Below are 1,297 nucleotides of genomic sequence, written 5' to 3'. Positions count from 1 at the left end.
CGTAATAACTAATGACGCTATAAAGTTTTTTGTTATTATCAGATAATTGTCAGTAGTACATGGACTTAACCGTAGTCGTTTCATGGGAATCTTGGAATCCGATATTCAGTCGCAGCTGCATCAGCTGAGTTGTCAACTTGACCAACTCAGGCTGACACATCGTGATACTTCGCTCAAATTTAAGCGAGAACAACAAGTTCTCAAGCGCGTTGTGGCATCTTTGTCGTCTGCTTGCCAAGGCTCAAACACCCAAGTTGCTAACTATCTGTTTGAAATTCAGCAAGAGCTGCAACATCAAAAAGACATCAGCACTCTGATCCCGCGTTTGGCGGTGCTTGAAAGAATGCTCAAACAGCAGTCGAAAACGATGGATAAACAGAACGGCTACCTCGATGAAGAAATCAAACACAGCGGTGAGACACTCCAACGTGTTACGGGTTTGCCAGCGCAGTTAAAACGCGAACTGCGCAACTTAATGAGCTTCTCCGAAGTACACGCAGGGAAGAAAGTCGATCAAGCTACCCGTCTACTGAGCATCTACGAACGCGCGATTAAAATCATCACTTCGAACTCACGTTTACAACTCAGCGAATTCGAAAACAACCCAGACAAATCTCAACTGGAATGCCTCGCCGTCGATCTGCAACATACGATTACAGAACTTGATTTTGAAGGCGAATGTGGCGAGAGACTGCTTGATATTCGTGCAAAACTGTTGCTTGGCGTGAATGCAGAATCCTTAATCGAGCTGACGTTAAGCACTCTGAAGTTAGTCGTCGAAGCGACTAAGTTTGAGCGCAAAGCATCAAGCCAATTTCTCGATCAGTTAAACTCAGCGCTGGCGAGTAACCTCAAAACCGTCCATCAAAACGTCGATCAACACCATACTTATTTTGAGCATCGCCAAGAGCTGAATGCAGAAATGAATGGTTTGGTTGAGCTCAGCCAACAATCTCTCGACCAAGCACAGGATTTAGCAGAACTCAAACAAGAAGTCGCTCCATTGCTGGCAAAAATGGCCTCGTTAACCGAGCGCCTCAAGATGACGGAAGAGAGAGAACAGGCCCTGCAAGAACGTTTAAGCTACAGCAAAAATCAGCTTGAAGCGGTGTTTGAAACCACACAAGATTACCGCCGCCGCTTAGACGACCAGACACAGCGAATGTTGCTTGATCCACTCACGAAGGTTTACAACCGAACAGCATTTAACGATCGTCTTGAGCTCGAATACCGTCGTTGGATTCGCTCTCAACAAAATCTACGAGTGGTACTGTTTGATGTCGATAACTTCAAAGCC

At 45.6% G+C, this 1,297-nt stretch carries 1 protein-coding gene; it reads left to right on the top strand.

Translation table 11 applies throughout. From position 1 onward, the window contains the following. Window positions 1-82 precede the first annotated feature (82 nt). Window positions 83-1,297, top strand: a 1,215-nt coding sequence (locus R7Q47_RS24960) for a diguanylate cyclase domain-containing protein (RefSeq protein WP_318089984.1), incomplete at its 3' end; no start/stop codon positions are given.

This window comes from Vibrio sp. Vb0349, assembly GCF_033338975.1.
Note: the sequence above shows the minus strand (reverse complement) of the source record. Positions and strands in the feature narration are given on the sequence as shown.